21 protein-coding genes and 1 tRNA gene are annotated in these 20,595 nt (G+C 75.6%); 12 read left to right on the forward strand and 10 right to left on the reverse strand.

The annotated features are described in order from the left end of the window. Positions 1 to 18: 18 nt before the first annotated feature. The gene (locus WJX68_RS15450) at positions 19 to 435 is read right to left on the reverse strand and encodes an antitoxin (RefSeq protein ID WP_340291379.1); all 417 of its coding nucleotides are present in this window, start codon (positions 433 to 435) and stop codon (positions 19 to 21) included. Positions 436 to 603: 168 nt separating this feature from the next. Between WJX68_RS15450 and WJX68_RS15455 the strand changes: the two genes are divergently transcribed. After that, positions 604 to 771, forward strand: a complete 168-nt coding sequence (locus WJX68_RS15455) for a hypothetical protein (RefSeq protein ID WP_340291381.1) — start codon at positions 604 to 606, stop codon at positions 769 to 771. A gap of 8 nt (positions 772 to 779) precedes the next feature. Here the strand turns inward: WJX68_RS15455 and WJX68_RS15460 are convergent, their stop codons facing one another. From WJX68_RS15460 to WJX68_RS15470, 3 genes are all read right to left on the reverse strand, one after another. Then, on the reverse strand, positions 780 to 1,424 hold the full coding sequence (locus WJX68_RS15460; protein ID WP_340291383.1) for an SAF domain-containing protein: 645 nt from the start codon (positions 1,422 to 1,424) through the stop codon (positions 780 to 782). 104 nt (positions 1,425 to 1,528) lie between these two features. After that, a complete protein-coding gene (locus tag WJX68_RS15465; protein WP_340291385.1) occupies positions 1,529 to 1,882 on the reverse strand; it encodes an FmdB family zinc ribbon protein in 354 nt (117 codons plus the stop codon). A 107-nt stretch (positions 1,883 to 1,989) separates the two neighbouring features. Then, the gene (locus WJX68_RS15470) at positions 1,990 to 2,637 is read right to left on the reverse strand and encodes a 5-formyltetrahydrofolate cyclo-ligase (RefSeq protein ID WP_340291387.1); all 648 of its coding nucleotides are present in this window, start codon (positions 2,635 to 2,637) and stop codon (positions 1,990 to 1,992) included. A 36-nt stretch (positions 2,638 to 2,673) separates the two neighbouring features. Here WJX68_RS15470 and WJX68_RS15475 point away from each other — a divergent pair, with 36 nt between their 5' ends. The 6 genes from WJX68_RS15475 (at position 2,674) to WJX68_RS15500 (ending at position 7,988) form a co-directional block, all read left to right on the forward strand. Beyond that, a complete protein-coding gene (locus tag WJX68_RS15475) occupies positions 2,674 to 3,576 on the forward strand; it encodes a UTP--glucose-1-phosphate uridylyltransferase (protein WP_340291389.1) in 903 nt (300 codons plus the stop codon). A 2-nt stretch (positions 3,577 to 3,578) separates the two neighbouring features. After that, on the forward strand, positions 3,579 to 4,799 hold the full coding sequence (gene glp / locus WJX68_RS15480; protein ID WP_340291391.1) for a molybdotransferase-like divisome protein Glp: 1,221 nt from the start codon (positions 3,579 to 3,581) through the stop codon (positions 4,797 to 4,799). A 5-nt stretch (positions 4,800 to 4,804) separates the two neighbouring features. Next, positions 4,805 to 5,470 carry a GNAT family N-acetyltransferase gene (locus tag WJX68_RS15485; RefSeq protein ID WP_340291393.1) on the forward strand — a complete coding sequence of 222 codons (666 nt, stop codon included), beginning with the start codon at positions 4,805 to 4,807 and terminating at the stop codon, positions 5,468 to 5,470. A gap of 180 nt (positions 5,471 to 5,650) precedes the next feature. Beyond that, positions 5,651 to 6,826, forward strand: coding sequence for a divisome protein SepX/GlpR (sepX, locus tag WJX68_RS15490; RefSeq protein WP_340291395.1), 1,176 nt, complete (start codon positions 5,651 to 5,653; stop codon positions 6,824 to 6,826). Between the two features lie 52 nt (positions 6,827 to 6,878). After that, positions 6,879 to 6,954: transfer RNA gene (locus WJX68_RS15495), tRNA-Ala, on the forward strand. 167 nt (positions 6,955 to 7,121) lie between these two features. After that, positions 7,122 to 7,988 carry a helix-turn-helix domain-containing protein gene (locus WJX68_RS15500; RefSeq protein WP_340291397.1) on the forward strand — a complete coding sequence of 289 codons (867 nt, stop codon included), beginning with the start codon at positions 7,122 to 7,124 and terminating at the stop codon, positions 7,986 to 7,988. A gap of 33 nt (positions 7,989 to 8,021) precedes the next feature. On the opposite strand, the gene WJX68_RS15505 is transcribed toward WJX68_RS15500, so the two are convergent. The 3 genes from WJX68_RS15505 to WJX68_RS15515 all read right to left on the reverse strand — a co-directional run bounded on the left by WJX68_RS15505 (position 8,022) and on the right by WJX68_RS15515 (position 11,211). Next, positions 8,022 to 8,915, reverse strand: coding sequence for a CopD family protein (locus WJX68_RS15505; RefSeq protein ID WP_340291399.1), 894 nt, complete (start codon positions 8,913 to 8,915; stop codon positions 8,022 to 8,024). A 71-nt stretch (positions 8,916 to 8,986) separates the two neighbouring features. Then, complete coding sequence (locus WJX68_RS15510; protein WP_340291401.1) at positions 8,987 to 9,553, reverse strand: copper resistance CopC family protein; 567 nt, start codon at positions 9,551 to 9,553, stop codon at positions 8,987 to 8,989. Between the two features lie 62 nt (positions 9,554 to 9,615). Then, the gene (locus WJX68_RS15515; RefSeq protein WP_340291403.1) at positions 9,616 to 11,211 is read right to left on the reverse strand and encodes a dolichyl-phosphate-mannose--protein mannosyltransferase; all 1,596 of its coding nucleotides are present in this window, start codon (positions 11,209 to 11,211) and stop codon (positions 9,616 to 9,618) included. A gap of 25 nt (positions 11,212 to 11,236) precedes the next feature. On the opposite strand from WJX68_RS15515, the gene rsmI reads away from it, so the two are divergent. After that, the gene (rsmI, locus tag WJX68_RS15520) at positions 11,237 to 12,112 is read left to right on the forward strand and encodes a 16S rRNA (cytidine(1402)-2'-O)-methyltransferase (RefSeq protein ID WP_340291406.1); all 876 of its coding nucleotides are present in this window, start codon (positions 11,237 to 11,239) and stop codon (positions 12,110 to 12,112) included. On the opposite strand, the gene WJX68_RS15525 is transcribed toward rsmI, so the two are convergent. Beyond that, positions 12,113 to 13,288 carry a cation:proton antiporter gene (locus WJX68_RS15525; RefSeq protein ID WP_340291408.1) on the reverse strand — a complete coding sequence of 392 codons (1,176 nt, stop codon included), beginning with the start codon at positions 13,286 to 13,288 and terminating at the stop codon, positions 12,113 to 12,115. Between the two features lie 16 nt (positions 13,289 to 13,304). Continuing rightward, the gene (locus WJX68_RS15530; protein ID WP_340291410.1) at positions 13,305 to 13,787 is read right to left on the reverse strand and encodes a cation:proton antiporter regulatory subunit; all 483 of its coding nucleotides are present in this window, start codon (positions 13,785 to 13,787) and stop codon (positions 13,305 to 13,307) included. A 67-nt stretch (positions 13,788 to 13,854) separates the two neighbouring features. On the opposite strand from WJX68_RS15530, the gene zwf reads away from it, so the two are divergent. Both zwf and WJX68_RS15540 read left to right on the forward strand, forming a co-directional pair. After that, the gene (gene zwf / locus WJX68_RS15535; protein ID WP_340291411.1) at positions 13,855 to 15,270 is read left to right on the forward strand and encodes a glucose-6-phosphate dehydrogenase; all 1,416 of its coding nucleotides are present in this window, start codon (positions 13,855 to 13,857) and stop codon (positions 15,268 to 15,270) included. Continuing rightward, on the forward strand, positions 15,267 to 17,099 hold the full coding sequence (locus tag WJX68_RS15540) for a glycoside hydrolase family 15 protein (RefSeq protein ID WP_340291413.1): 1,833 nt from the start codon (positions 15,267 to 15,269) through the stop codon (positions 17,097 to 17,099). Before zwf ends, WJX68_RS15540 begins: the two co-directional genes overlap by 4 nt. A 3-nt stretch (positions 17,100 to 17,102) precedes the next feature. Here the strand turns inward: WJX68_RS15540 and WJX68_RS15545 are convergent, their stop codons facing one another. Beyond that, on the reverse strand, positions 17,103 to 17,669 hold the full coding sequence (locus WJX68_RS15545) for a TetR/AcrR family transcriptional regulator (RefSeq protein WP_340291415.1): 567 nt from the start codon (positions 17,667 to 17,669) through the stop codon (positions 17,103 to 17,105). 113 nt (positions 17,670 to 17,782) lie between these two features. Between WJX68_RS15545 and metG the strand changes: the two genes are divergently transcribed. Further along, positions 17,783 to 19,573 carry a methionine--tRNA ligase gene (gene metG / locus WJX68_RS15550; protein WP_340291417.1) on the forward strand — a complete coding sequence of 597 codons (1,791 nt, stop codon included), beginning with the start codon at positions 17,783 to 17,785 and terminating at the stop codon, positions 19,571 to 19,573. Beyond that, positions 19,570 to 20,403, forward strand: a complete 834-nt coding sequence (locus WJX68_RS15555; protein WP_340291419.1) for a TatD family hydrolase — start codon at positions 19,570 to 19,572, stop codon at positions 20,401 to 20,403. The genes metG and WJX68_RS15555 overlap by 4 nt, the downstream gene beginning before the upstream one ends. Positions 20,404 to 20,595: the final 192 nt, after the last annotated feature.

Here is a 20,595-nt window from a genome sequence, read left to right on the forward strand (position 1 = left end):
CCGACCGTCGTCAGGGGGTCAGTTCGCCGGGGGCACCGGCGGGACGCCGCCGTCCTTCCTCTCCTCCGGCGCCGGCGGGACCGCGGGCGGCTGCTGCGACGCCGCCGGGTTGCCCTGCGGCTTCAGCGCGTCGCCCCCGGGCGGGGCCGGGGGGACCGGCGGGACGGAGCCGCCGTGGGTGCCGGCACCCGGCGCGGCCGGGTCGGTGTGCCCGAGGGCGCCCTCGACCTTGCCCTTCACCCCGTCGATCTGCTCGGTGTACTTGCCGCCGGTGGCCTGGTCGACCTTCTCCGCGGCCTTCTCTACCAGCGGGCCGGCCTTCTCCTTGGCCTTCTCCAGGTGCGGGCCGGCCTGCTCCTTCGCCTTCTCCAGGTGCGGCCTGGCCTTCTCGAGCGCGTTCTCGGCGGCCTCGCGCGCCTTGTCCAGGAACCCCATGACCGGTCCCCCTCCTGTCGTCGTCGCCCGGGTGGACCGGGTGGATGCGTGGCCCCATGGTGTCACCAGGACGCGCTGCCGTGGGGTGTCACGAGTCCGGCGCGGCACGGTGACGCGGAATCGATACCGCCCCGGCGCGCGGCGGCGCCGGCACGGCACCATGGACCCATGAGCGAGCCCGCGGACCGCACGCGCCGCCGGATCGAGGAGATCTTCGGCGACGACCCGACGACCACCGCCGACGAGCGGGGCGACTCCGGGTCGTCCGACGAGCGCGACGGCGCCGACGGCGACCGCTGGTTCACCGAGAACCGCCCGCCCCACCACGGCGGCTGACCGCGCCGTCAGCGCAGGGTCACCGTCACCTCACCGGCCAGCGTCGCCGCCGCGACGGCGGTCGCCTCGGCCTCGGGCAGCGCGACCAGCACGAGCGGCCCGCCGTCGGCCCGCCCGGCCCCGGGGGCCGGTGGCAGCACGGCGACGACCCCGGCCCGCCCGGCCAGCACCCGCGCCCCGTCCGGCCCGCCGGTCACGACGTCGACCCGTGCGCCGGGGGCCAGCAGCGCCGCCACCGCCGGGTCCGCGGGGCGCAGCGGCACCACCGAGGCGCCGGGCCCGCCGGTGGCCGCGGCCAGGGCCGGGCCGACCAGCCGCAGCTCGGTCAGGGGTTCGCCGGCCCCCACGGCGCCGGCGAGCAGCCGCCCGACGGGCGCCGCGGGATCGGCCGGGACACCGCCGGGCACCAGCGCCGCCGGCCAGTCGGCCACGACGACGTCGGCCGCCGCGAGCGCGGTGCCGGGGGCCAGGTCCCGGGCCGCGACGGGCACCGCGACCCGGTCGCCGGCGGGGGAGGGGAGCAGGGCGACGACGACCGCCGCGGCCGCCAGCGCGGTGGCCAGCACACGGCGCGCGAGCAGCGCCCGTGACCAGGAGGGCCCGTGCAGCAGCCGGTCCCACCGGCCGCGCGCCGCCCGCGTCTCGTCCGCCATCGCCCGCTCCTCCGCCGTCGCCGTCGGTCCGACGCTAGGGCGGGAGCGGGCCCGTGCCGGGTGTCCTCAGCGACCTGTGGACAACTGCGCGGGTTGTGGACGGATCAGGAGGCGGCGGCCTTCGACGCCGGACCCGACGACGAGGAGGACGAGGACGACGACGAGCCCGACGGTGCCGACGCGGTGCCGGCCGACGAGGACGAGGACGACGAGTCGGAGGACGAGCTCGACGAGGCGCCGTCGGACTTCGAGGAGTCCGAGGAGCCGCTGCTCACCGAGCCGGAACGGGAGTCGGTCCGGTAGAACCCGCTGCCCTTGAACACGATGCCGACCGAGGAGAACACCTTGCGCAGCTTCCCGCCGCAGTTCGGGCAGGTCGTGAGGGCGTCGTCGGAGAACGCCTGCACCGCCTCGAAGCGGTGGTCACACGCCGTGCATGCGTACTGGTAGGTCGGCACAACATCCTCCGGACGAACTGGGACGGTGCCCACCCGCGGGCTGGCACTCGGCGAGAACGAGTGCCAGCATACTCCGCCGTCCGCGGCCCTCCGACCCGTCCACACGGTCAGGGCGAGACGTGCACCACCCCGTCGCCGGGCAGGACGGCCGCGTGCACGGCCACGTCGTGCGCCCCGGCCGGGACGGCGTCGAGCAGCTCGCCGTCGTGGAGCGGGACGGCCAGCAGCGCGCCCGGCGCGGCCAGGGGCAGGGTGCGGTCGTAGTAGCCGCCGCCGCGGCCGAGGCGCCGCCCGTGCCGGTCCACGGCCAGCGCGGGCACCACGACGAGCGCGGCGCGACCCAGCGCCGCGGGCCCCAGCCGGGGGCCGGCGGGCTCGACGAGGCCGAGCGGACCGGCCGCGAGGTCGCCCGGACCGCGGTAGCGCGTCCAGTCCAGCGGCCCCGGCGCCCCCGGAACGACCGGGGCGAGCACCTCGTGCCCGGCGGCGAGCAGCGCGTCGGGCAGCGCCGGGGCGCCCCCGCCCGCCCCGCCGGGCTCGGTGCCGATCGGCAGGTAGCAGGCGACCGGCCCGTCCGCGCCCGCGGCGAGTCCGCGCAGGTGGACGGCCAGTGCTGCGGTGGCCGCGGCCCGTGCGGCGGGGGAGAGCGCCCGCCGCGCGGTGATCATCCTGCGCCGCAGGGCGCGTTTCGCCCCGTCGGTCCGTCCGCCCTGATCAGGCGACGATCCACCGGGTCCGTCCGCGCGAGCCGTCACGTCCCCAGGCTAGGGCTGTGGCTAGGCTCGCCGACCATGAGCGTGCAGACGTCCAACGGCACCGGGGCCTTCCGCACCGCCGTCGTCCCGGCGGCGGGTCTGGGCACCCGGTTCCTGCCGACCACGAAGGCCGTGCCGAAGGAGCTGCTCCCGGTCGTCGACACCCCCGGGATCGAGCTCGTCGCGGCCGAGGCCGCGGAGGCGGGCGCGCAGCGCCTGCTGATCGTGACCTCGCCGGGCAAGGAGTCCGTCGCGGCGTACTTCCGCCCCGACGACGAGCTGACCACGACCCTCGAGAGCCGTGGCAAGGGCGCGCTGGCGGAGAAGATCCGCCGCGCCCCCGGCCTGCTCGAGGTCGACTCGGTCTACCAGTACGAGCCGAAGGGGCTCGGCCACGCCGTCGCCCAGGCCGGTCCGGCGCTGGCCGACGACGAGCAGGCCGTCGCCGTCCTGCTGCCCGACGACCTGGTCCTCCCGACCGGCGTCCTGGCCCGGATGGCCGAGGTCCGCGAGCAGCACGGCGGCAGCGTGCTCTGCGCCTTCGACGTGCCCCGCGACCAGATCTCCGCCTACGGCGTCTTCGAGGTCTCCGACACCGGCGACGACGACGTCAAGCAGGTCCACGGCATGGTCGAGAAGCCCGCGCCGGACGAGGCCCCGTCCTCGTTCGCCGCCGCCGGGCGCTACCTGCTCGACCGGGCGGTCTTCGACGCGCTGGACCGCATCACCCCCGGCGCGGGCGGTGAGCTGCAGCTCACCGACGCCGTCGCGCTGCTGATCTCCGAGGGGCACCCGGTGCACGTGGTCGTGCACCGCGGCGGCCGCCACGACCTCGGCAACCCCGCCGGGTACGCGCGGGCCTACGTCGACTTCATGCTGCAGCACCCGGAGTACGGCGACGACCTGCGGACCTGGCTGAACGAGCGACTGAAGGACTGATCGTGCGCACGGTCACCGAGCACCTGTCCCGGATCCTGGACGTGGCGGTGCGCCCCGCCCCCGTGCGCGTCGCGATCACCGACGCCCAGGGGCTGCGCAGCGCCGAGGAGGTCGTCGCGGCCCGCCCGCTGCCGGTCTTCGACCAGGCGGCCATCGACGGCTACGCGGTGCGCAGCGTCGACGTCGCCGGGGCGTCCGCCGCGTCCCCGATCACCGTCCCGGTGGTCGGGGAGATCGCCGCGGGGTCGCGCCAGCCGCTGCGCCTGCAGCCCGGCCAGGCCGTCCGCGTCGCCGCGGGCGCGCCGCTGCCCACCCTCGCCGACGCCGTCGCGCCGCTGGGGTGGACCGACGGCGGCGCCGCGCGCCTGACCGTCCACCGCGGGGTGCCCTCGGCCGGGTTCGTGCGCCGGGTCGGGGAGGACGTCCAGTCCGGCGACGTCGCCGTCCGCGAGGGCGACGTCGTCGGGTCCGCGCAGGTCGCGATGCTCGCCGCCGCCGGGCGGGACAAGTTGCTCGTGCACCCGCGGCCGCGGGTCTCGGTCGTCTCCGTGGGCGACGAGCTGGTCGAGGTGAGCCGCTCGGCGTCCTCCGGGCAGGTCGCCGACGTCTGCTCGCACGCCGTGACCGCCGCCGCCCGCGAGGCCGGCGCGGAGACGAACCGCTCGCGCACCGTCGGCGGCAGCGCCGCGGAGATCCGCGGGGCCGTCGAGGACCTGCTCCCGGCCTCGGAGATCGTCGTGGTGTGCGGCGCCGGCGGCGGGACGACCGGGACCGAGGCCCGCAGCGCGCTGGCCGAGCTGGGCGGCATCGACGACACCCGCGTCGCGATGCACCCCGGCTCGGCGCAGGGCTACGGCCGGCTCGGCCCGGACGCGGTGCCGGTGTTCCTGTTCCCGTCGCACCCGGCGACGGCGCTGGTGCTGTTCGAGGTGTTCGTGCGCCCGCTGGTCCGGCTCGCGCTCGGGCAGGACCCGCTGCGGCGCACCTGGACCGCGCGGCTGACCTCCCCGGTCGTGTCGCCGGCGGGGCGGCGGTCCTACATCCCGGCCCGGCTGCTGCGCTCCGACGACGGCGGCGAGCTTCTCGCCCAGCCGCTCGGCGCGTCGGGCACCCACCTGCTCGCCGTGCTGGCGGAGGTCAACGCGCTCGCGGTCGTCCCGGAGGACGTCACGGAGCTGACCGTCGGCGAGGAGATCGAGCTCGTGCCCCGCGGGCGGAACTGAGCCGCGTGCCGCCGTCCGCCGTCCCCGAGCCGCCCGGCGGTCACCCCGGCTGGCCGGCCCTGCTCGGCCCGCTGCGGGTGCGCGGCCACGAGGTCGCGCTGCGTCCGGTGCGGCTGCGCGACGGGAGCGACTGGGCCCGCATCCGGCTGCGCGACGAGGCCCACCTGCGGCCCTGGGAGCCCACCACCCACGGCGGCTGGGCACGCCGCAACTCGGGCGTCGAGTGGCCGGGGCGCTGGTGGCTGCTGCGCGGCGCCGCGCGGCGCGGGCTGTCGCTGCCGTTCGCGATCACCGTCGACGGCGCGATGGCCGGGCACGTGATGGTGGGCAACGTCGTGCGCGAGCCGCTGCTGTCCGGCTACGTCGGCTACTGGCTCGACGCGACGCTCGGCGGGCGCGGGATCACGACCGCGGCCGTCGCGCTCGTCCTGGACCACTGCTTCGGGCCGGTCCGGCTGCACCGGGTCGAGGCGACCGTCCGGCCGGAGAACGCGGCCAGCATCGCCGTGCTGGCCCGGCTCGGACTGCGCCGGGAGGGCCTGCTGCTGCGCTACCTCGACGTCGACGGCGCCTGGCGCGACCACTACGCCTACGCGGTGACGGCCGAGGAGGTCCCGCCCGGCGGGTTCGCGGCCCGTCTCGTCCGGGAGGGACGCGCGTCCCGCGCCTGAGCCGGTCACCCACCGGAGTCACACGGGCACCCCCCGTCCCTGCTTTCGCACCGTCCGTCCGAGGGACCACGGCGCGTCGCGACCGGGGTCGCGGCGCCACCCCGATTACGGTGACCGGTGGCGGTACGGGTCGGGGCCGTTCCGCCGGGTGGACTGCGCCGGTCGGGGGAGGAGGCAGCCGTGCCCAGCTCTCTGATCTTCGTGGGTCTGGTCGTGCTCTGGCTGCTGATCCTCGTGCCCACCGTCGCCCGGCGCCAGCAGGAGGTGGCCCGGCTGAGCCCGGCGCTGCTGTCCGGACGGGTGCTGGAACGTCCCGCGCGGCACCGACACCCGGAGGTTCTTGTGACACAGCGATCCGGTCCGATGACGGTCGGCGAGGCGGTCGAGGCGCGGGACGACGTCCCGTCGCCGCGCGACCACGAGCTCGACGACGTCGCGGACCTCGACGAGGCCGACGTCGACGACACCGAGATCGACGACGACGGCCGGGTGCGCGAGCGCGACGACGACCGCCGGGACCGGGAGCGCGACCCCCGGTCCGGCGGTCGCGCGGGCCTCGACCACGACGACCTTGACGACCTCGATGCCGCCGACCACGACGATCTCGACGGCGACCTCGACGACGGCGACCACGGCGACCACGACGACCACGGCGACCTCGGTCACGACGACGCCGAGCCCGGCGACGAGGAGGGCTGGCGGCGCCCGCCGGCCCGCTACCGGCCCGGCCGGGGCGGCTTCGACCCGGAGGCCGCCGCCGCGGCCGCGCACGCCAAGTACGCCTTCCGCCAGCGCGTCGTCCTCGCGCTGCTGGTCCTGCTGCTCGCCGCCGGTGCCGCCGCGCTGCTCGTCTCGGTGGTCTTCTGGTGGGTCACCGGCGCGGTCGGCGCCGGGCTGGTCGGCTACCTCACCTACCTGCGCCGCCAGGTCCGCATCGAGGAGGGCATCCGGGCCCGCCGCGCGTCCCGCCTCGCGGGCACCCGGCGCGCCCCGGCCGCCGACGACCCCGAGCTCGACGACTGGGCCCGCCGCGGCCGCGACGCCTCCGGCGACACCGAGGAGCAGGCCGGGGCGGACACCCCGACCGTCGCCGCCGACGAGGACGACGACTGGACCGCCGACGACGGCGAGCCGACCCGGGTCCGCGGCACCGGGGAGCCACTGGGCGTCCTCCCGGCCCGCGGGCGCACCGTCGAGGGACCGGTCGGCACCGAGCACGAGTCGTCGCTCCCGCGGCTCGCCGCGGCCCCGCCCCCGCCCGTCCCGACCGGGACGTCGCTGGTCGACGTGGACGCCGAGGAGGAGCCCGACGAGTTCGAGGCGCACACCCCCCACCGGCGTGCGGTGGGTGAATAGGGGTCTGTTAGTGTTCTTCAGGTCGGCCCGGCCGGGCGGACCTGCAAGACCTGGGGCTGTAGCGCAGTTGGTAGCGCGTCTCGTTCGCATCGAGAAGGTCAGGGGTTCGATTCCCCTCAGCTCCACCACGATCTCCGGAACCCTGGTCTCCTCCGAGGCCGGGGTTCCGTCGTCTCCGGGCCGGATCCGGCCGCACACTATGATCGGGACACCCCGTCGTCAATCGTGACGATGTTCCCGCGACGGGCGCCGCGCCTCCTGGCCCGCGCCCGGCGGAGACGGGATGGTGAACCGGATGAGCGACACCCCCTCCGACGATCCGCAGGACGGGCCGGAACGGTTCTGCCGCGACTTCGCCGCCGTCCTCGACGCCCGCGGCGTGTCGGTGCGGGAGGCCGCCGAGCGGTCCAACTGGTCCAAGAGCGCGATCGGCAACGCCCGCACCGGGCCGCGGCTGCCCACCGCCGACCTGGTGACCGCGGTGCTCGCCGCGCTGGGCCTGCCCGACGACGAGGTCGGTGCCTGGGCGCGCCGGCACGCCACGCTGGTCGCGGCGGCCGCGACGGCCCCGCCGGTACCCGGCCCCGGCGTCCCCCTCGGCCCGCGCCCCACGACGGTGTCCGCCGACGTGGCGCCGCCGTCGGTACCGCCGACAGCGCCGACAGCGCCGACAGCGCCAGTGGCGGCGACCCCGTCGCGCACCGGACGGGCCGTGGTGACCGCCGTGCTGGTCACGGCCGTCGTCGCCGGCGCCGCGGGCTGGTTCGGCGGGCAGCTGACGTCGGCCTCCGCCGCGGCCGAGGCGCCCGGGGCGGTGGTGGTGACCGTGCAGAACAAGGTCGCGCTCGGTGCCGAGGACCTGGTCGAGGACGTCGGGCCCGCCTACCTGTCGTCGCGCGCGATCGCCTTCTGCGGGTCACGCGGCTGCAAGGAGTCCGGCACCGACGTCGTCAGCGGTGCGCTGCTGCCGGCGACCTGCACGGTGGCGGGGGAGCGCATGTGGAACTACGACCTCGACTCGCCCGCCCGGAGCAACCCGCACCGCGCCGAGTCCGCGCTCTGGTACCGCCTCAGCTGGCCCGACGGCCGTACCGGGTACCTCTCCGAGGTCTACCTGGAGCCGGCCTCGCGGGGTGGCCTGGGGCTGCCCGCCTGCGCCTGAGCGGCGCCCGCCCGGCGGTGCGCGCCGCCGGGCTCACGCGGTCCGGGTCAGCGTCCCCGCGACCCCCGTCGCCGCGGCCAGCACCAGCACCTCGACCGCCGCCCAGGCGAGCACCGGCACCCGCCCGGCGCGCAGCCGGGCCCGGGTCGCACCGCCGAGCGCGGCCGCGACGACGAGCAGCACCGCCTTGGCCAGCACGACCCCGCCGTAGGCCGTCGTCACCAGCTCCGCGGGCGACCCCGTCCGCGCGGTCGCGGCGAGCAGCCCCGAGACCGTCAGCGCGAGCACGGCGACGAGCGCGACCCGCGAGAACCGCGGCAGCGCCACCTCCCGCACCACCGGGTCGTGCGCGGTCACCAGCACCGCCCCCAGCCCGCCGACCCACACCACGGCGGCGGCGACGTGCACGACGACCGCCGGCACCGTCAGCGCCGGGGCCGTCCCGGCCGCGGCCACGTGCCCGGTCGCCGCCGGGGCCGCCGCGGCGACCACGGTCACGACCAGCGCGAGCACCGCCGGTCCGGCCCCGCTGCCGGGCCGCGCGGGCCGGGCCCCCGCCACCCCGGCCAGCACGACGACCGCCGCACCGGAGACCAGCAGCCCGGCGCCCGCGCGGGGCCCGGTCAGGAGGGCGAGCACGTCGGCCGTCCCGACCGCGCCGATGTCGCGGCCGGACACCACGGCCGCCCGCACCACGACCTCGACGAGCAGGACCGCGAACCACGCCGGCGCCACCGCCGCCAGCACGCGGTCCGCGCCGGGGACCCGGCCGGGCGCCAGCACCGCGGCCAGCGCGGACCCCGCCGCGAGCAGGGCGAGCCCGTCGGCCGCCGCCCGCACCAGGGTCTGCGCCAGGTCCGGTGCCACCCCGTCCGGGCCGATCCCGCCGCTGAGCCCGGCCGAGACGACGGCGGCACCGACGAGCACCGCGGCCCACCCCGCCGGGGCGGTGGCGGCCCCGCGGGTGGTGTGCCCGCCGTCGTGCGGGCGGGTGGAGGTCAGGCCCTCGACCGGCGCAGCGCGAACGCCACCCCGGCCCCGATCACGACGACGGCCACGACCACCCACGGCCACACCGGTGCTCCGCCGTCGCCCTCGGCGGCGGTCGGCTCGGTCGCGGGAGCGGTCGCCGCCGCGGCCGCGGAGGTGGCCGGGGCCGCGGACGGCGTCGCCGCCGCCGCGCCCGGCCCGGGCGCGGTCAGGGTGAACGGCACCGTCCCCGACACGGGGTGGCCGTCGTCGGACACCACCCGGTAGGTGATCGTGTAGCCGCCGGCGGCACCGAGCGGGCGCAGCGGCACGGTCAGGGTGCCCTCGTCGCCCGTGGCGGGCCCGGCCGCGTAGTCGGTGCCGCCCGGCCCGGTGACGGTCACCCGCGCGGTCGCGGCGGGCACCGCCTCGGAGAAGGTCAGGGTCACCGTGGTCGGCGCCGTCGCGACCCGGGCGTCCGCGGCGGGGCTGCTCGACTCGAGCTCGGTGTGCGCCCACGCCGGGGCGGACCCGGCGACGAGGGCGACCAGGACGGCGGGCAGTACGACCGCGATGCGGCGCAGGACGGTGCTCACGCACCAGGGGTCGTCCGGCGCCGCCCCCGGGTTCCGGGGATCACCCGATCGGAGTAGCGACCTCAACGCCAGGACGGCAGCCACAGTTCGGCCTGCCAGTGCGCCGCGGTGATCGGGTCGCCCACCAGGATCGGCCACAGCCACACGAAGTTGACCCCGATCAGCGCCACCCACCCGGCGACGACGAGCAGCCCGGCCCGCCGCCGTCGCGCGTCCATCCGGGAGTGGCCCAGCAGCTGTCCCATCACCAGAACGACGCCCAGCACCAGGAACGGCACCACCGGCATCATGTAGAAGAAGTACATCTGGCGGTCGAGGTTGAGGAACCACGGCAGGAACCCGGCGCCGTAGCCGACCAGCACCGCCGTCCAGCGCCAGTCCAGCCGGGTCACGGCCCGCCACAGGCCCCAGGCGAGCACCGGGATCGCCGGCCACCACAGCGCCGGGGTCCCGATCAGCATGACCGCCGAGACGCAGTCGGCCTGCCCGCAGCCGGTCGCGTCGTCGGCGTAGCGGTAGAGCATCGGGCGCAGCCCCATCGGCCACGTCCAGGGCTTCGACTCCCACGGGTGCGCACCGGCGGACTGCGTCGTCAGGTTCTCGTGGAAGGCCAGCACCCGGCCGTGGTAGTACCAGAGCGAGCGCAGCGCGTCGGGCACCCACGCGAACGCCCCGCCGGTGCCGATCTCGCGGCCGACCTGGTGGCGGTCGACGCCGGTCTCGCTGCCGAACCACGCCCACCAGGACCCGACGTAGGTCAGCACGGGCACCAGCGCCAGTGCCCACAGCGCCGGGGCCAGGTCGCGCACGGCGGCCCCCGCCCACGGCCGGGCGACGCCGGCCCGGCGGCGCACCGACACGTCCCACAGCACGCAGAGCACGCCGAACGCGGCGACGTAGTAGACGCCGTTCCACTTCACCGCGCAGGCCAGCCCGAGCGACAGGCCCGCGACCAGCCGCCACCACCGCACACCCCACCGCGGCCCGAACGGGGTGTCCCCGACCCCGCCCCGGGCGACCACCCGGGCCATCCTGGCGCGCACGTCGTCGCGGTCGGCGAGCAGCGCCGCGAACGCGGCCACCACGAACAGCGCGGAGAAGACGTCGAGCATCCCCATCCGGGACTGCACGTGGGAGAGGCCGTCGGCGCACAGCAGCAGCCCGCCCAGCGCGCCGAGCGCCGTCGAGCGGGTCAGCCGCCGCCCGGCCCGCACGACCAGCAGCACGGTCAGCACCCCGGCGAGCGCGGCGGACACCCGCCAGCCGACGCCGTCGTAGCCGAAGGTCATCTCGCCGAGCGCGATGAGCTGCTTGGCCAGCGGCGGGTGGACGATCTTCTCGTAGCCGGGGTTGTTCTCGATCCCGCCGTTGCGCACCATCTCCCACGCCTGCGGGACGTAGTGCTTCTCGTCGAAGACCGGGGTACCGCGGTCGGTCGGCTCGCCGAGGTCGTAGAAGCGCAGCAGGGCCGCGACGAGCACCACGCCCGCCGTGGCCAGCCAGCCGCGCAGCCGGTCGGTCGGCGGCGGGGCGCCCAGCCGCGCGGCGGGACCGGGGTCGGCCCGGCGCAGCGGGGGCGGGGTGCCGCGCGGCGTCAGACCCGGTTCCGGGGCGGCTCCGGCGACCCGGCTCCCGGTGTCGGCGGTCGTGGTGGCCATCGCCCCCGATCGTAGGCTGGCGGGCGTGACTCCCGCCCCCGACTCCACGCCCGGCACGGCCGGTGGTCGCCTCGTGCTGGCCGCGACGCCGCTGGGCGACCCGCGCGACGCCTCACCGCGGCTGCGGGAGCTCATCGCCACCGCCGACGTCATCGCCGCCGAGGACACCCGCCGGTTCCGCACGCTGGCCGCGGCGCTGCCGGTCACCTGGACCGGCCGGGTCGTCAGCCACTACGACGCCGTCGAGGCCGAGCGGCTGCCCGGCCTGCTGGCCGCGGTGCGCGACGGCGCGACCGTGCTCGTCGTCTCCGACGCCGGGATGCCCGCGGTGTCCGACCCCGGCTACCGCCTCGTCGCCGCGGCCGCGGCGGAGGACCTGCCCGTGACGTGCGCGCCCGGCCCGTCCGCGGTGACCACGGCGCTGGTGCTGTCCGGGCTGCCGTGCGAGCGGTTCTGTTTCGACGGCTTCCCGCCGCGGCGCCCCGGCGAGCGCAGGCGCTGGCTGGAGACCCTGCGCGACGAGCGGCGCGCGGTGGTGTTCTTCGAGTCGCCGCGCCGGACCGCCGACACCCTCGCCGACGCCGTCGCCGTGCTGGGGGGCGGGCGCCGTGCCGCGGTGTGCCGGGAGCTGACCAAGACCCACGAGCAGGTCGTCCGCGGCACCCTGGCCGAGCTGCACGACTGGGCCACCGGCGGCGACGTGCTGGGCGAGGTCACCGTCGTGCTGGCCGGCGCCGAGCCGCGCGAGGCCCCGCCGGTGGAGTCGCTGGTCGACGCGGTCCGCGAGCGCACCGACGACGGCGAGCGGCTCAAGGACGCCGTCGCCGCCGTCGCCGAGGGGGCCGGGGTGCCCAAGCGCGAGCTGTACAACGCGGCGCTGGCGGCCCGGGACCGGGCGTGATCAGGCCGTCGCGGGGGAGCGGGTCGGGATCGCCCGCATGACCGGCTCGACGTAGCGCGCGGCCACCGGCCCCAGCACGGCCATGATCAGCACGTAGGTCGTGGCCAGCGCGGACAGCTCGGCGGGGACCGCCGCGTAGCCGACGGCCAGCCCGGCGATGACGATCGAGAACTCGCCGCGGGCGACGAGCGCGGCCCCGGCGCGGGCCCGGCCCATCCGCCCGATCCGGGCCTGCCGGGCCGCCCACCAGCCCGTCGCGTACTTCGTCGCCGCCGTCGACACGGCGAGCACGAGCGCCCAGCCGAGCACCGGCGGGATGGCCCTCGGGTCGGTCGAGAGCCCGAACACCACGAAGAACACCGCGGCGAACAGGTCGCGCAGCGGCTCCAGCAGCCTGGTGGCGTTCTCCGCGGTCGAGCCGGAGATCGCGATGCCGAGCAGGAACGCCCCGACCGCCGCGGAGACCTGCATGGCCTGGGCGAAACCGGCGACGAGCAGCGCGGCGCCGAGCACCTTGAGCAGGAACACCTCGCGGTCGTCGGAGTCCACGACGGCGGAGACGTAGCGGCCGTAGCGCAGCGCGACCACCAGCACGACCGAGATCACGGCGAGCGACACCGCGACCGCGCTCACCCCGCCCCACAGCGTCACGCCGAGCAGCAGCGCGGTGAGGATCGGCAGGTAGAGCGCCATCACGAGGTCCTCGAACACCAGCACCGAGAGCACGACCGGGGTCTCCCGGTTGCCGAGCCGGCCGAGGTCGGACAGCACCTTCGCGACGATGCCGGAGGAGGAGATGTAGGTGACCCCGCCGAGCACCATCGCGCCGACCGCGCCCCAGCCCAGGACCAGCGCGACCGCGACGCCCGGCGCGGCGTTGAGCACGATGTCGACGAGCCCGGCGGTCCAGGACCGCCGCAGCCCGGTGACCAGCTCGACCGCGGAGTACTCCAGCCCCAGCAGCAGGAGCAGCAGCACGACGCCGACCTCGCCGGCCAGCGAGGTGAAGTCGCCGATGTCGCCGAGCGGGATGATGCCGCCCGCGCCGAACGCGAGCCCGCCGAGCAGGTAGAGCGGGATCGGGGACAGCCCGATCCGCTGCGCGAGGCGCCCCAGCAGGCCGAGGCCGAAGAAGACGGCGCCGAGCTCGAGCAGCTCCAGTGCGGTGTGGTCCACGGCTACCGGCGCGCGCTCAGCCGCGGGCGAGGATGCCGGCGGCCTGTTCCAGCTTGTCGGTGGTGCCGACGGCGATCACGATGTCGCCCGCGGCGAGCACGTGGTCCGGCGTCGGCGACGGGATCACCTGGCCCGCCCGCATGATCGCCACGACCGACACCTGGGTGCGGGTGCGCAGCGCGGTGTCGCCGAGCGGGCGGCCGTCGAAGGGGCTGTTGTGCTTGATCGGGAACTTGCGGGTGGTGATGCCCGGCAGGTCGGCGTGCTCGTCGATGAGCCGGCTGACCAGCTGCGGGGCGCCGAGCAGGTTCGCGAGGGCGCCCGCCTCCTCGGTGGTCAGCGGCAGCTCGGCGACGCAGGCGTCCGGGTCGTCGGCCCGGGACAGGATCAGGTCGATCTTGCCGTCGCGGTGCGCGATGACCCCGACCCGGCGGCCGCTGCGGAGCTCGATCTCCTTGCGCACCCCGATCCCGGGCAGCGGGGTCACCTCGACGTTCACCCCCGCAACGGTACGCCCGTGGCGCGCGTCCCGGTTCACCCGCGGGAGCGCGGGGTAGCCGGGGATCATGCCTTCGGACCTGCCCCCGCACGTGATCGTGCTGTTCGGCGCCACCGGCGACCTGGCGAGGCGCAAGCTCTTCCCGGGCCTGCTCCACCTGCGCGAGGAGGGGCTGCTCCCCGAGGACTTCCGGGTGATCGGGTCCGGGCGGCACTCGCCCGGCACCGACGACGAGTTCCGCGACCGCATCCGCGACGCCCTGCCCGACGACACCGGCTGGGACGAGTTCGCCCCGCGGCTGAGCTTCGTCGTCTCCGACGCCGACGACGGCACCGGCCTCGCCGACGCCGTCCGCGCCGCGGAGAAGGAGCTCGGCGGCGACGACACCGGGGTGCGCCGGCTCGTCTACCTCTCCGTCCCGCCTGCCGCCATGACCCCGATGGTCGCGATGCTGGGGCAGACCGGCATCGCCGAGCGTTCCCGGCTGGTGCTGGAGAAGCCGTTCGGCACCGACCTGGAGTCGGCCCGCGAGCTCAACGCGGGCCTGAAGGAGGTCTACGACGAGCGCGACATCTTCCGCATCGACCACTTCCTCGGCAAGGAGTCGGTGCAGAACATCCTCGCGCTGCGGTTCGCCAACGGGCTGTTCGAGCCGGTCTGGAACCGGCAGAACATCCGCTATGTGCAGATCGACGTCCCCGAGGAGATCGGGATCGAGGGCCGCGCGTCGTTCATGGAGTCCACCGGCACGTTCCGGGACATGATCTCCACCCACCTGTTCCAGATCCTCGGGTTCGTCGCGCTGGAGCCGCCCTACGAGCTCGCGCCCGACCCGCTGCACGCGGAGAAGGCGAAGGTCTTCCACTCGATCCGCCCGCTCGACCCGTCGCGGGTGGTGTTCGGCCAGTACGCCTCCTACCGCGACGAGGACGGCGTCGCCGACGACTCGACCGCCGAGACGTTCGTCGCGCTGGAGACCTACGTCGACAACTGGCGCTGGTTCGGCGTCCCGTTCCTCCTGCGCACCGGCAAGCGGATGGGCGCGACCCGGCGCACCGTCACCATCGGCTTCGACGAGCCGGCGCTGACCATGTTCCCGGGCGGCTCGTTCACCGGCGCGGCCTCGGGCGACGCCCCGACCGAGCTGGTCGTCGAGCTGGCCGACCAGGTCACCGCCGAGCTCGACGTGCGGGCGAAGGTCCCCGGACCGGAGCTGAAGGTCGGCCGCGGGCGGATGCGCCTGGACCTCGACGGCATCGGCGACCCCGACGACGCGCTGGAGGCCTACGAGCGGCTGCTCCTGGACGTCATGAAGGGCGACCGCACGCTGTTCACCTCCACCGAGGAGGTCGAGCGGCTCTGGGAGCTGTGCGACCCGGTGCTCGCCGACCCGCCGCGGACCCAGGTCTACGACGACGGCTCCTGGGGCCCGCAGGACGCGCTGGACCTGCCCGGCCCGCGCGGCTGGCGGGTGCCCGAGTGAGCGCCGGCCGCGAGGGCCGCTACCTGCCGATCGCCGAGCACGGCATCGTCGGGGACCTGCGCTCGGCGGCCCTGGTCGGCACCGACGGCACCGTCGACTGGTTCTGCCCCGGCCGCTTCGACGCGCCCAGCGTGTTCGCCTCCCTGCTCGACGCCGACGGCGGCGGGCACTGGCGGCTCGCACCCTGCGCGCAGGACACCGAGCTCGCCAGCCGCCAGCAGTTCTACTACCCCGACTCGAACATCCTGATCACCCGTTTCCTGACCTCCGACGGCATCGTCGAGGTGCAGGACTTCATGGCCCTGCTGCGCCCGCACGACCCGGACCACCGCCAGCGCCTGGTCCGCCGGGTCACCGGGGTGCGCGGCGCGGTGCCGATGACCGTCGAGGTCGTGCCCCGGCCCGGCTACGCCCGCGAGACCCCGCAGGTCGAGGGCACGGATGCCGGCGTGCGGTTCACCGGCAGCGGCGTCGTGCTGGACCTGACGTCGTCGGTCGACCTGGCGGTCACCGACCACGCCGCGGGCGCGCGGTTCCGCACCGAGGAGGGCCGCACCGAGGTCTTCGTGCTGGAGGTCGACGCCGGGGCGGAGCCCGGCGGGGACTGCGACGACGCCGCCGAGGGCCTGTTCGCCGGGACCGTCGCGTTCTGGAAGGAGTGGCTGGCCCACTCGTCGTACACGGGGCGGTGGCGCGAGCGGGTGCACCGCTCCGCGCTGACCCTGAAGCTGCTGACCCACGAGCCGACCGGCGCGGTGATCGCCTCGCCGACGATGGGCCTGCCCGAGCAGCTCGGCGGCGAGCGCAACTGGGACTACCGCTACGTGTGGATGCGCGACGCCGCGTTCACCCTCTACGCGCTGCTGCGGCTCGGTTTCACCGAGGAGGCCGCCGCCTTCATCGGGTGGCTCTCGGGCCGGTTCGGCGCGGCCGGCGACGGGGACCAGGGCCCGCTGCGCGTCATGTACACCATCGACGGCGACGAGACCCCCGACGAGGTCGAGCTCGGCCACCTGGAGGGCTACCGCGGCTCGCGCCCGGTGCTGGCCGGCAACGGCGCGGCCGGGCAGCTGCAGCTCGACATCTACGGCGAGATCATCGACTCGGTCTACCTCTACGACAAGTACGGCGAGGGCGTCGGCCACGAGGACTGGACCAACCTCTGCACGATCCTGGACTGGCTGCGCGAGCACTGGGACACCCCCGACGAGGGGATCTGGGAGACCCGCGCCGGCCGCCAGGACCACGTGTTCTCCCGGCTCATGTGCTGGGTCGCGGTCGAGCGGATGATCCGGATGGCGCGCCGGCGCGGCCTGCCCGGCGACGTCGGCGCGTGGACCACCACCCGCGACGAGATCTACCACCAGATCATGGACCGCGGCTGGGACCCCGGCGTGGGGCCGCGCGGGTCGTTCGTGCAGCGCTACGGCGCGACCACGCTCGACGCGTCGGTGCTGCTCATGCCCATGGTCAAGTTCTGCGCGCCGACCGAGCCGCGCTTCCTGGCCACCCTCGACGCCGTCAACGACGACCTCGTCGTCGACACCCTGGTGTTCCGCTACGACGTCGAGGACTCCCCGGACGGCCTCGACGGCGAGGAGGGCACGTTCTCCATGTGCTCGTTCTGGAACGTGGAGGCGATGACCCGCGCCGGGCGGCTGGAGCAGGCCCGGATCGCGCTGGAGAAGATGTTCTCCTACGGCAACCACCTCGGCCTCTACGCCGAGGAGATCGGACTGACCGGGGAGCAGCTGGGCAACTTCCCGCAGGCGTTCACGCACCTGTCGCTGATCAGCTCGGCGATCAACCTGGACCGTGCGCTGGGGTGAGGGTCAGCGGCGCGTGAACAGGCAGGACTCGTAGAGCCGGATCCCGTGCTCGAGCGCCTGCTCGCGGGTCACCGGGCTCTCCGGGTCCATCCACGCGAGCACGATCTCGCCCATGCCGCCGAGGCAGAAGTGCCCGGCGACGCGCAGGTCGTCGGGCTCGATCCGGGTGTCCACGTTGCCGCTGACCATGAGCTCGGCGAAGCCCCGGTTGGCGCTGCGCCGGCGGGCCACCAGCGCGGGGCAGCCGATCGCGTCGACCAGCGCGACGACGCGGCGGTGGTCGGCGGCCACGTCGTCGAACCAGGCCGTCAGCGCCGCCCGGATCCGGGCGGCCGGGTTGGCGGGGGCGGCGTGCACCGCGTCCATCGTCGCCGCGGCGCGCTCGTCGACGATGTGGTCGAACACCGCGCACCCCAGTTCCACCCCGGTGGGGAACTCCTCGGTGCAGGAGGCGGGGAGCCCGGCCCGCTCGGCGGCCGCGGCCGGGTCGATGGCGGTCCAGCCACCGGTCACCCACTGCTGCAGCGCAGCGTCGAGCAGCGCCTCGCGCTGCTGCTCACCCCGGTCCATGTGCGCCACTATGGCACCGGGACGACGGCCGTCCCCCGAATCCCCATGCTTTCCACAGCATTGGTGATGTGCCGCCGCCGAACCCGTTCGCGGCGGTGAATACGCTGGAGCGCATGAGCAAAGCCGTGCTGACCGCCGTGGCGTGGCCCTACGCCAACGGCCCCCGGCACATCGGCCACGTGTCCGGCTTCGGTGTGCCCTCCGACGTCTTCGCCCGCTACCGGCGGATGGCGGGGGACCGGGTGCTGATGGTGTCCGGCACCGACGAGCACGGCACCCCGATCCAGGTGCAGGCCGACGCCGAGGGGCTGACCCCGCGCCAGCTGGCCGACAAGTACAACGGCGTGATCACCGACGACCTGCAGGGTCTCGGGCTGAGCTACGACCTGTTCACGCGGACGACGACGTCGAACCACTACCGCGTCGTGCAGGACATGTTCACCGCGCTGTACAAGAACGGCTACGTCGTCCCGAAGACGCAGCTGGGCGCGATCAGCCCGTCCACCGGGCGCACCCTGCCCGACCGCTACATCGAGGGCACCTGCCCGATCTGCGGCTACGACGGCGCCCGCGGCGACCAGTGCGACAACTGCGGCAACCAGCTCGACCCGGCCGACCTGCGCAACCCACGCTCGCGGATCAACGGGGAGACGCCGAAGTTCGTCGAGACCGAGCACTTCTTCCTCGACCTGCCCGCCTTCTCCGAGGCGCTCGGGTCCTGGCTGTCGACCCGCACCGACTGGCGCCCCAACGTGCTCAAGTTCTCCGCCAACCTGGTGGAGAACCTCAAGCCGCGCGCCATCACCCGGGACCTGGAGTGGGGCGTGCCCGTCCCGCTCGACGTCTGGTCGGACAACCCGCTCAAGAAGATCTACGTCTGGTTCGACGCGGTCATCGGCTACCTGTCCGCGTCGGTCGAGTGGGCCCGGCGCGGCCCCGACCCCGACGCGTGGAAGCAGTGGTGGACCGACCCGGCCGCCGAGGCCTTCTACTTCATGGGCAAGGACAACATCACCTTCCACTCTGTGATGTGGCCGGCGATCCTGCTCGGGCAGAACGGCGCGGGCGACCGCGGCGGCGAGCCCGGCCCGTACGGGACGCTCGACCTGCCCAGCGAGGTCGTCTCCTCGGAGTACCTGACGATGAGCGGGTCGAAGTTCTCGACCAGCCGCGGCACCGTCATCTACGTCGGGGACTTCCTGCGCGAGTTCGGGCCGGACGCGCTGCGCTACCACATCGCCGTCGCCGGGCCGGAGAACCAGGACGTCGACTTCACCTGGGACGAGTTCGTCCGCCGGGTCAACTTCGAGCTGGCGAACGAGTGGGGCAACCTGGTCAACCGGTCCGTGTCGATGGCCCACAAGAACGTGGGCGCGATCCCGGCGCCGACCGCGCCGCAGCAGGCCGACGCCGAGCTGCTCGCGTACTCCCGCGCCGGGTTCGACACCGTCGGCGGGCTGCTCGGCCGCAACCGGTTCAAGCAGGCCGCCGGTGAGGCGATGCGGGTGGTGACCGCGGCGAACCGGTACCTGTCGGACCAGGAGCCCTGGAAGCGCAAGGACGACCCGGAGCGCCGCGACACGATCCTGCACACCGCCCTGCAGGTCGTGCAGGACGCGAACACCCTGCTCACCCCGTTCCTGCCGCACGCCGCGCAGAAGGTGCACGAGGCGCTCGGCGGCGACGGCGTGTGGGCCGCGCAGCCGGAGAAGCGGACCGTCGACGACCTCGGCGACGGCCCCGCCTACCCGGTCCTGACCGGCGACTACGCCGCCGAGCGGGCGCACTGGGGCTCCACCCCGATCGAGGTCGGGCGCCCGCTGGCCAAGCCGTCGCCGATCTTCACCAAGCTCGCGCCGGAGCTGGGGGAGACGGGCCCGGAGTGGGCCCCGGTCCAGCGGTGAGCGGGCACGGCCGCCGGCCGCGCCCCGAGCCGCCCGAGCCGCTGGCGGCGCCGACGATCGACAGCCACACCCACCTCGACGCGTGCGGCTGCGAGACCGACGCCGACGTCGCCGCCGCGATGGACCGGGCGGCGGCGGTCGGCGTCGTCGGGGCGGTGACGATCGCCGACGACCTGGCGGCGGCGCGGTTCGCCGTCCGCGCGGCGCACGCCGACGGGCGGGTGTGGGCGGCCGTCGCGCTGCACCCCACCCGCACCGCCGCGGTGACCGGCGACGACCTGGCGGAGATCGAGCGCCTCGCCGCCGACGAGCGCGTCGTGGCGGTCGGGGAGACCGGGCTGGACTACCACTGGGACCACAGCCCGCCCGCCGCGCAGCAGGACGCGTTCCGCTGGCACATCGGGCTCGCCAAGCGGCTCGGCAAGCCGCTGATGATCCACGACCGGGACGCCCACGACGACGTGCTGCGGATCCTGCGCGAGGAGGGCGCCCCGGACACGGTGGTGTTCCACTGCTTCTCCGGCGACGCCGCGATGGCCCGCGAGTGCGCCGACGCCGGCTACGTCCTGTCCTTCGCCGGCCCGGTGACGTTCAAGGCCAACGACGAGCTGCGCGCGGCCGCGGCGCTGGTCCCCGCCGAGCAGTACCTCGTGGAGACCGACGCGCCGTTCCTGACCCCGCACCCGCACCGCGGCCGGGCCAACGAGCCGTACGTCCTGCCGTGGACCGTGCGCGGGATCGCCGCGACCCGCGGGGAGCCCGAGGCACGGGTCGCCGAGACGGCACGGCGCAACGCCGAACGGATCTTCCGGCTGCGCACAACCGATTGACGCCGCCCGTCGAGCCGGTCGGAGGGGTTGCCGTCGCTCACCGTGGATCACCGGCCGCTCGCCGCTGCAAGCGCGTCGGAGACGCACGGTCGGGTCACGGTCCGCTAACGTCCCTCGCCGTACCCGCCGGGACGGGGTCGCTCCCCCGACCCGCGGGACGACGACCGGTCCGCTCCCCGCGACGGTTCCGCT

This window comes from Pseudonocardia spirodelae (assembly GCF_037727765.1).
GTDB lineage: Bacteria > Actinomycetota > Actinomycetes > Mycobacteriales > Pseudonocardiaceae > Pseudonocardia > Pseudonocardia spirodelae.